The sequence below is a fragment of the Propionivibrio sp. genome, assembly GCF_016790145.1.
Taxonomy (GTDB): domain Bacteria; phylum Pseudomonadota; class Gammaproteobacteria; order Burkholderiales; family Rhodocyclaceae; genus Propionivibrio.
In genome coordinates, this window is record NZ_JAEUOI010000117.1 from 1 (window position 1) to 8,959 (window position 8,959).

General features: G+C 59.1%; 11 protein-coding genes. 9 read left to right on the plus strand and 2 right to left on the minus strand.

The window, feature by feature from the left end:
• The first annotated feature begins 28 nt into the window (after positions 1-28).
• Genes JNM42_RS10415 through nagZ form a run of 7 tightly spaced genes read left to right on the plus strand, consistent with a single transcriptional unit; the run spans position 29 to position 4,853 of the window.
• A complete protein-coding gene (locus tag JNM42_RS10415; protein ID WP_294269138.1) occupies positions 29-391 on the plus strand; it encodes a DUF4845 domain-containing protein in 363 nt (120 codons plus the stop codon).
• Positions 392-396: 5 nt separating this feature from the next.
• Positions 397-1,065 (plus strand): ribonuclease III, encoded by a 669-nt coding sequence (gene rnc, locus JNM42_RS10420; protein WP_294269141.1) that lies wholly within the window; start codon positions 397-399, stop codon positions 1,063-1,065.
• Positions 1,062-1,946 carry a GTPase Era gene (gene era, locus JNM42_RS10425; protein WP_294269143.1) on the plus strand — a complete coding sequence of 295 codons (885 nt, stop codon included), beginning with the start codon at positions 1,062-1,064 and terminating at the stop codon, positions 1,944-1,946. The genes rnc and era overlap by 4 nt, the downstream gene beginning before the upstream one ends.
• 23 nt (positions 1,947-1,969) lie before the next feature.
• A complete protein-coding gene (recO, locus tag JNM42_RS10430) occupies positions 1,970-2,683 on the plus strand; it encodes a DNA repair protein RecO (RefSeq protein ID WP_294269146.1) in 714 nt (237 codons plus the stop codon).
• The gene (locus JNM42_RS10435; RefSeq protein WP_294269148.1) at positions 2,680-3,459 is read left to right on the plus strand and encodes a pyridoxine 5'-phosphate synthase; all 780 of its coding nucleotides are present in this window, start codon (positions 2,680-2,682) and stop codon (positions 3,457-3,459) included. Before recO ends, JNM42_RS10435 begins: the two co-directional genes overlap by 4 nt.
• Positions 3,456-3,833 carry a holo-ACP synthase gene (gene acpS, locus JNM42_RS10440; protein WP_294269149.1) on the plus strand — a complete coding sequence of 126 codons (378 nt, stop codon included), beginning with the start codon at positions 3,456-3,458 and terminating at the stop codon, positions 3,831-3,833. Before JNM42_RS10435 ends, acpS begins: the two co-directional genes overlap by 4 nt.
• Before the next feature lie 3 nt (positions 3,834-3,836).
• On the plus strand, positions 3,837-4,853 hold the full coding sequence (gene nagZ, locus JNM42_RS10445; RefSeq protein WP_294269150.1) for a beta-N-acetylhexosaminidase: 1,017 nt from the start codon (positions 3,837-3,839) through the stop codon (positions 4,851-4,853).
• Positions 4,854-4,921: 68 nt separating this feature from the next.
• Here the strand turns inward: nagZ and efp are convergent, their stop codons facing one another.
• Together efp and earP are read right to left on the minus strand one after the other, a co-directional pair.
• A complete protein-coding gene (gene efp / locus JNM42_RS10450; protein ID WP_294269154.1) occupies positions 4,922-5,479 on the minus strand; it encodes an elongation factor P in 558 nt (185 codons plus the stop codon).
• A 39-nt stretch (positions 5,480-5,518) separates the two neighbouring features.
• The gene (gene earP, locus JNM42_RS10455) at positions 5,519-6,712 is read right to left on the minus strand and encodes an elongation factor P maturation arginine rhamnosyltransferase EarP (RefSeq protein ID WP_294269157.1); all 1,194 of its coding nucleotides are present in this window, start codon (positions 6,710-6,712) and stop codon (positions 5,519-5,521) included.
• A 27-nt stretch (positions 6,713-6,739) separates the two neighbouring features.
• Between earP and uvrC the strand changes: the two genes are divergently transcribed.
• A complete protein-coding gene (gene uvrC / locus JNM42_RS10460; RefSeq protein ID WP_294269160.1) occupies positions 6,740-8,557 on the plus strand; it encodes an excinuclease ABC subunit UvrC in 1,818 nt (605 codons plus the stop codon).
• Positions 8,557-8,959 (plus strand): CDP-diacylglycerol--glycerol-3-phosphate 3-phosphatidyltransferase (gene pgsA, locus JNM42_RS10465; RefSeq protein WP_294269163.1); only part of this gene is annotated, 403 nt, incomplete at its 3' end. The genes uvrC and pgsA, both read left to right, overlap by 1 nt.

The window sequence follows — 8,959 nt, forward strand, 5'->3', positions numbered from 1 at the left end:
GCTCATTTAAATAGGGGAGTTTCCTGCTATGAATAAACAGCGTGGAGTAGCGCTTTCTGGACTGATGTTCTGGGGCATAATTATCGCGGTGGTCGCCATGCTCGGGATAAAGGTCGCGCCAGAAGTCATCGATTACTACAAGATCAAGAAAAGCGTCAAATCGACCGCACTCAACTCCAGCGGCAAGACCGTTCCTGAAATTCGCAGCGCTTACGACAAGTATGCGGAAGTTGAGCATATCAAGACAATCACGCCGGCGGATCTCGATATTTCCAAAGAAGGCAACGACGTCGTCATTGCTTTTGCCTACGAAAAACGCATCCCCCTGTTTTACAATGTCAGTCTGCTGATCGAGTTTGAGGGGTCTGCCTCGGGCCGTGATCGCGAATAAGGCGAATGACGAATCAACTTGAGCAGGTGATCGGCCACACGTTCTCCAATTCCTCCCTGCTGCTGACAGCGCTGACGCATCGCAGCCACAGTTCTCCGCATAACGAGCGGCTTGAGTTTCTCGGCGACTCCATCCTCAACGGCGTCATCGCACGGCAGCTTTTTGACCGTTTCCCCGCTATTCCCGAGGGCGATCTTTCGCGACTGCGCGCCAATCTCGTCCGTCAGGACAGCCTGCATCAACTGGCCTTGTCGCTGTCTCTGGGGAGGTATCTGCGGCTTGGCGAAGGCGAACTGAAGAGTGGGGGGGCGCAACGCCCTTCAATCCTTGCCGACGCTCTCGAAGCCCTGTTTGGCGCCATCTGGCTGGATGCGGGTTTCGATTCCGCCAGCGCCGTCATTGCGCGCCTCTATGGCGACATGCTTGGCGCCATTGTCCCCGGACAACCGATCAAGGATGCCAAGACACGCCTCCAGGAAGATCTGCAAGGCAGACGGCTGCCGCTCCCGAAGTATTCACTGAGCGCTACCGAAGGGGAAGCCCATGTGCAGCAATTCAGGATTGCCTGCGCGATCGATGCGCTGCACATCCGGACTGAAGGCAGTGGCAGCAGTCGTCGTGCGGCGGAACAAATGGCCGCCGAGCGCGCGCTGGAAAGACTGAAGCAGGCATGAACGAACTTAAATCCGGCACAATTGCCATCGTCGGCCGTCCGAACGTCGGCAAATCGACGCTGCTCAATCGCCTGATCGGCGAGAAAATCAGCATTGTTTCGCGCAAGGCACAGACGACCCGTCATCGCATCATGGGCATCCTGAGCAGGCCAGATGCCCAGTTCGTGTTTGTCGATACCCCCGGTTTTCAGACCAAACATACCAATGCCCTGAACCGGGCGATGAATCGCGGCGTGACGCAGGCGCTGGCCGAAGTTGATGTCGTTGTGCTGGTTGTCGATGCAGAACATTTTGACGCCAGGGACATGGCGGTCATCAGGCTTCTGCCGGCAGAGCGCCCGGTCATTCTGGCGGTTAACAAGATTGACCAGATCAAGGAAAAGAATCAGCTCCTGCCCATCCTTGCCAAACTGGCCGCTCACTATGCTTTTGCGGCCATCGTTCCGGTCAGTGCCGCCAAGGGCAGTCAACTCGACGATCTTCTCGCCGAAACCCGCAAGCATTTGCCGCACAATGAACTGCTGTTCGGCGAGGACGAGATCACCGACAAGAGCGAAAAATTTCTTGCTGCCGAATACATCCGAGAAAAACTCTTCCGCCTGATTGGCGACGAATTGCCCTACGGCGCGACCGTCGAAGTGGAAAAGTTCGAACTCGATGGGGCGTTGCACCGCATCAGCGCCGCCATCGTCGTCGATCGCCAGGCGCACAAGGGTATCGTCATTGGCAAGGGGGGCGAAACCCTGAAGCGGATCGCCTCGGAAGCGCGTCAGGACATGGAACGCCTGTTTGATGGCAAGGTCTTCCTTGAAGTCTTTGTCAAGGTCAAGTCAGGCTGGAGCGACGATGAGCGTTTGCTCAAGAGCCTGGGCTACGAGTAAAACCTGGAGAGAACGCTGACGTGATGCACCGGCACAAGGTCGATGGACAGCCCGCATTCGTGCTGCATACCTATCCCTTCCGGGAAACCAGCCTGATTGTCGAAGTGTTTACCCGCGACTATGGCCGGGTTGCCTTGCTGGCGCGCGGTGCGCGGCGCCCGCGATCTGCCCTGCGCGGCCTGTTGCTGGCCTTTCAACCCCTCGAACTGGCGTGGGCCGGCAAGGGCGAAGTGCAAACCCTGATGAAAACCGAGTGGCAGGGCGGACAACCCTTGCTGGCGGGCAAGGCGCTGTTTTTTGCTTACTACCTCAACGAACTGTTGATGCACCTGCTGCCGCGTGAAGACGCCCACGCACGACTGTTCTCGGTATATGCTGAAACCCTGCACCGCTTTGCCGACAGGCTGAAGGAATCCGACCTGCGCTGCTTCGAGCGGGACATGCTGCAGGAACTGGGCTATGGACTGACGCTGGAAAAAGACGCTAGGGGGGTGTCCATTGACATTGCCGGACACTACGCCTACGAAATCGAACACGGCCCGGTGAAACTCCTGCGAGCTGGCAGTTCGGCCTTGTCGGTCAGCGGCAAGACCTTGATTGACCTGGCGCACGAGGATTTTTCCGATCCGCGTTCGCTGCTTGAAGCCAAGCAACTGATGCGCACATTGATTGCGCACTATACCGGCGGCAAGGGTCTGGAGACCCGCAGGATTTTTATGGAGCTACAGGAACTATGATCGAACTGGGCGTAAATATCGACCACATCGCAACGATTCGTCAGGCACGCAAAACCTACGAGCCTGAGCCGGCCTGGGCCGCCGTCGAGGCACATCTCGGCGGTGCCGATGGCATCACCGTTCACCTGCGTGAAGATCGCCGGCACATTCAGGACGCCGATGTCGAGAAACTGCGCACGCTGACCCAGATCAAGCTCAATCTGGAGATGGCAGCGACCGACGAGATGGTCGAAATCGCCTGCCGCCTGAAGCCGGAAATGGCCATGCTGGTGCCGGAGGGTCGCCATGAGGTGACGACGGAAGGCGGTCTCGACATCGTGTCGCAGGAGGCCAAACTCGGGAAGGCGATCGAGCGGCTTTCCGCTGCCGGAATCATCAGCAGCGTCTTCATCGACGCCGAAGTCGATCAGATCGACGCGGCGGCACGCATTGGCGCACGCGTATGCGAAATCCACACCGGCCCCTACGCGCACGCTTTCCACCATAAAGGGCGCGATGCCGAAAGCCCGGCGGTACTCGCCGAACTTGAAAAAATCCGCAGCGCAGGCGAAGCGATTCGCCGCCACGGCATGCGCTTCAATGCCGGCCATGCACTGAACTATTTCAACGTTCAGCCGGTAGCCCGCTTACCCGGTATCCGCGAACTGCACATCGGCCACGCCATTGTCAGCCGCGCCGTTTTTGTCGGTCTGCGCGAAGCGGTGCGTGAAATGAAGCGTCTCATGCGCGAGGCGCAAGCGCATTTGTCGCCGAATTTACCGACACGCACCCGATGATCGCCGGCATCGGCACCGACATCGTCGCAGTCGAGCGGCTCGGCAGGCTGTACGAGCGGCACGGCGAACGGGCACTGGCCAGGTTGCTGGCGCCGGTCGAGCGCACCGACTTCGAAAAAACCAGAGACCCGGCGCGCTTCCTGGCCAAGCGCTTTGCCGCCAAGGAAGCCTTCGGCAAGGCGCTCGGCATCGGCGTTGCCGCGCCGGCCACGCTGCCCAGTATTTCTGTTGTGCACGACCCGCTCGGTAAACCGGCTTTCGACTACGCCCCGAAACTCGCGCAGCTTCTCAGCGAGCGCGGACTGGTCGCCCATCTTTCAATCAGCGACGAGCAGGACTACGCCCTGGCCTTTGTCGTTCTGGAATCTAACTAAGCCATGACAACGCCGACAAAGCTTCCGCGTGGCCCGCTGATGATCGACATCGCCGGGCTGCAACTGAGCGAGCTCGACTGTGAGCGCCTCACACACCCGCTGGTCGGCGGCCTCATCCTGTTCGCACGTAACTACCAGTCGCCCGAGCAACTGTCCCGGCTGACTGCCGAGGTTCACGCACTGCGCACGCCATCGCTGCCCATTGCCATCGACCATGAAGGGGGCCGGGTGCAGCGTTGCCGCGAGGGATTTACTCGCCTGCCGCCAATGCGCCGCCTGGGTGAATTGTGGGAGGAAAAGCCGCAGGAGGCGTTAAGCGCCGCGCATGATATCGGGTTTGTGCTGGCCGCCGAGTTGCGTAAAAACGGCGTCGATCTATCCTTCACGCCCGTACTCGACCTCGACTGGGAGCGGAGCGGCGTCATCGGCAACCGCTCGTTTCATGGCGATCCGCTGGTTGTGGCACAACTCGCCGGTGCGCTGATCGAGGGATTGCGCCGTGCCGGAATGGCTGCCTGCGGAAAGCACTTCCCGGGCCACGGCTGGGCTGAAGCCGACTCGCACGTCGCCATTCCGGTCGACCCGCGAAGCCTGGCCGAACTGGCCACGGATATGGAACCCTACCGTCGCCTCAGACTCGACGCCGTGATGCCGGCGCACGTCATTTACCCGCAAGTGGATTCCCGCCCGGCCGGTTTCTCTCCGGTCTGGATCAGGATGCTGCGCGAGGAACTCGGCTTTGACGGCGTTATTTTCAGCGACGATCTGTCGATGGAAGGCGCCAGCATCGCCGGCGACATCGTCTGCAGAGCAGGCGCCGCATGGAACGCCGGCTGCGACATGCTGCTCGTGTGCAATGCGCCGGACGCCGTGGGCGATGTACTGGAACGCTGGCAGCCGGAACTCGACCCGCTACGTTCAACCCGCGTTGCACGGCTGCTGCCGACTGTTGCTCTGCCTGTTTTAGAGGATGACCCGACGTTTCTTGCGGGGGTCAAAGTCGCAGAGGTTCTGCTCTGATGTATTCCTGCTGATCGAATCAAAAAAGGCAGCCAAGGCTGCCTTTTGTCAACGCTGGACTGGAAAACCTACTTCACGCGGGCGCGGTATTCGTTGGTGCGGGTGTCGATCTCGATCTTGTCGCCGATTTCAACAAAGGCCGGAACCGGGAGTTCAAAGCCGGTGGACAGGCGGGCCGGCTTCATCACCTTGCCCGAGGTATCGCCCTTGACGGCGGGTTCGGTGTAGATAACTTCGCGCACCAGGCTGTTCGGCATTTCAACCGAGATGGCCTTGCCCTCGTAAAACACCACTTCGCAGGGCATTGCTTCTTCGAGGTAACTCAGGGCGTCAGCCATGCAGTCGGCTTCGATCTCGTACTGGTTGTACTCGGAGTCCATGAAGACGTACAGCGGATCGGCGAAATAGGAGTAGGTAACCTCCTTGCGGTCGAGCTGAACGACGTCAAACTTGTCGTCGGCGCGATAGACGGTCTCGGACGGGGAGCCGGTCAGCAGGTTTTTCATCTTCATCTTGACGACCGAGGCATTGCGGCCGGATTTGCTGTAATCAGCCTTGAGGACGACCATCGGGTCGTTGCCGACCATAAAGACGTTGCCTGCGCGAAGTTCTTGTGCGGTTTTCATAGTGCGATCCGGTAATGACGAGTAAAATTTAGCCGAACATTATAACTTGGAACGGCAAAAACGCACCAGACAACTGCACAAATCTTCCTGTTTTGCCCGCTTTTCAGCCCAGTCGAGGGCGTTCCGGCGAAGATCGGGAAGCGCACACATCCACTCTGCCCATAAATCCGCTGTGATCCGGCCGGCGTCCTTGTCGCCATTCCACGCCCGGTAGAGTTGGCGAACTGCCCCGCGGCTTTCTTCCGGCAGGTCGGCGCAATACAGGTCGAGGAAGGCAGCGAGTTTTGTCAGGTGCGCGTCCTCGTCTTGCGGGTAGATCTGCCACAGCATCGGCTTTGCTGCCCATTGAGCGCGAACAAAGGAATCTTCGCCACGCACCAGGTTGATGTCGCACGACCACAGCAATTGGTCATATTCGTGCTGTGCGATGAAGGGCAGCATCCGGATTTCCAGGTTTCCCCGGCGGAGCGCATCGCCGGCCTGCAAGGGCTGAGTAACGAATGCTTCAATGGCCGATCGAGTCTGTGTCAGCGGTGCGAGACAACAGACTGGCGTCCTGCCCTGCGCCCAAATAGCGAGCAGATCGCCAATCGCCGGGTTTTCATAGGCAAACAAAGAAACGAGCAGGATATCCGCAGGTGGCGGCGGCAAGCCGAGCGTTCGCCAGAAGCCGGTTTGCTGCTCGGGCGAAGCGCAGAAAGACTGCCTGCGCTGGTCAAGCCTGTTCTCGCGCAGCAGGCCGCCAGTGGTTTCGTTGAAACCGGGGAAGAAAAAATACTTGGTGAGCGGCAGGCGCGGGTGCGGCGAGGGCAGGGCATGGCAGCCCGATACCCAGGCCTCGGCGCTCAGATAGTCGAGGTTGATCCACACTGGCGCCGGCTTGCGCCCAGCCATGCTGGCGATGAATCGTTCGGGCAAGTGGCAGGCAAAAGCCTCGATGACCACATCGCCGGGGTCAATTTCGGGAAAATCGGCATCCCAGTGACGCACTTCAACGCCTTGTACCGTCTGGAGGGAATATCGCGGAACGATTTCCGGGCAAATTCGCTGAAAGGCCGCCAGATCATCAACCCACAGGCGAACGCCAAAGCCGTGTTCGTCAACCAACTGGCGCGCCAGACGCCAGCACACACCGATATCGCCATAATTGTCGATGACCTGGCAGAAAATATCCCATCTGGATGGATTGGCTGAGGCGGGCATGGACGCAGCAAACAGGCGTGATAAGATCAAAGACGACATCCTAACCGCTCTCACCCCATGCACGAAAAGTTTGACGCCAAAGCCCTGCTCGCCACGCTGACCGAGTTGCCCGGTGTTTACCGCATGCTCGATGCCGCAGGCCAGGTGCTCTATGTGGGCAAGGCCAAGAACCTGAAAAAGCGCGTCGCATCGTACTTTCGCGAGAACCATCCGAGTCCGCGCATCGCCTTGATGGTGGCTCAGATCGCCGGTGTTGAAACGAGCACAACCCGTTCGGAAGCCGAGGCGCTGTTACTCGAAAATAACCTGATCAAGAGCCTCTCGCCGCGCTACAACATTCTTTTTCGCGATGACAAGTCGTATCCCTATATCGTCATCACCCACGACAAGTTTCCTCGACTCGGCTTCTTTCGTGGCAACACCGACCGCAATTCGGACTATTTCGGGCCTTACCCCTCATCACTCGCCGTGCGTGAGAGCGTCAACCTTCTGCAGAGGATGTTCCGGCTGCGCACCTGTGAAAATTCGGTATTCAACAACCGCTCGCGGCCTTGCCTGCTGCACCAGATCAAGCGTTGCTCCGGGCCCTGCGTCGATCTGGTCGCCCCTGAGGTTTACGCACAGGATGTGCAGATGGCGGCGATGTTCCTGCAGGGGCGGCAACAGGAGGTTATCGGGCGACTGAGTCAGGCAATGGATCAGGCCGCCAGCGAACTTGCTTTCGAGCAGGCCGCCGTTTATCGCGACCAGATTCAATCCTTGCGTCAGGTACAGGACAAACAGTACGTCGAAAGCCACAAGGGCGAAGACGTCGATATCGTGGTTGTGGTGGAGGAGGGCGGCATGCTCTGTGTGAACCTCGCCATGGTACGCGGTGGCCGCCATCTGGGCGACAAGACGCAGTTTCCAAGCAATGCCGCCGACAGCTCGCCGGATGAGGTGCTGTGCGCCTTCCTGAACCAGCACTATCTGGCACACCCGATCCCGATGCGCATTTACCTCAATCGTGCCGTTCCCGATGGTGAGCTTGGCAATGTACTGGCCGAACTCGCCGGCCGCCCGGTACCGCTCCTGGAGCCCCGGCTGACCATGCAGAAGATGTGGGTGGAGATGGCCGAGCAGAATGCGAAACTGGCCATTTTCGCTCGCCGCAACGTGATTTCCCGTCAGGAATCCCGGCTTGTGGCCTTGCAAGAGGTTTTCGGCCTGGACGTGGAGGAGGGCAAGGAAACGCGCATCGAGTGCTTCGATATCAGCCACACACAGGGAGAATCAACGGTGGCCTCCTGTGTCGTCTATCAGGGTAACGGAATGCGCAAGTCGGATTACCGACGTTTCAATATTCAAGGCATCCAGCCTGGCGACGACTATGCCGCCATCCGGCAGGTCGTGCTGCGCCGTTATGCAAAAGTCGCCAGCGGCGACAGTGTGGCGCCAGCGCTGATCCTGATCGATGGCGGCAAAGGGCAGGTGAGTTCGGCCTTGTCGGCGCTCGAAGAGCTTGGACTGTCGCATTTGCCCTTGCTTGGTGTGGCAAAAGGTGAAGCGCGCAAGCCGGGTCTTGAAATCCTTGTCTTCGCTGACGCTCGCGAACCGGTACAATTGGCAGCGGAACATCCGGCGCTGCACCTGATTCAGGAAATTCGCGATGAGGCTCACCGCTTTGCGATTTCAGGCCATCGGGCGCAACGCAGCAAGACGCGACGGACTTCCCGACTGGACGAGATCGCCGGCATCGGGGCGAAGCGGCGCAAGGCCCTGATTACTCATTTTGGCGGCTTGCAAGGCATCTCCGATGCAGGGATTGACCAACTGACCGCAGTTCCGGGCATCAGCCGGGAACTGGCCGAAACAATTTACACGGCGTTGCATTGATGCCCGTTAACATACCGATTCTTCTGACCTGGCTGCGAATCGCCATGATCCCGCTGATGATTGCGGTTTTTTATGTGCCGGAATCATGGCTTCATGACATCGGGCGCAACCTTGCCGCCACCTTGATATTTGTTGTCGCGGCAGTGACCGACTGGCTGGATGGCTATCTGGCCCGTCGCTGGAATCAAACCTCGGCCTTTGGTGCATTTCTCGATCCGGTGGCCGACAAACTGGTCGTTGCCGCTGCGCTGATCATGCTGGTTCAGCTTGGCAGGCTTGACGCCATACTGGCCGCGATCATCATCGGACGCGAGATCACCATTTCCGCATTGCGCGAATGGATGGCGCAGATCGGCGCACACAAGAGCATCGCGGTGTCGATGATCGGCAAGATCAAGACGG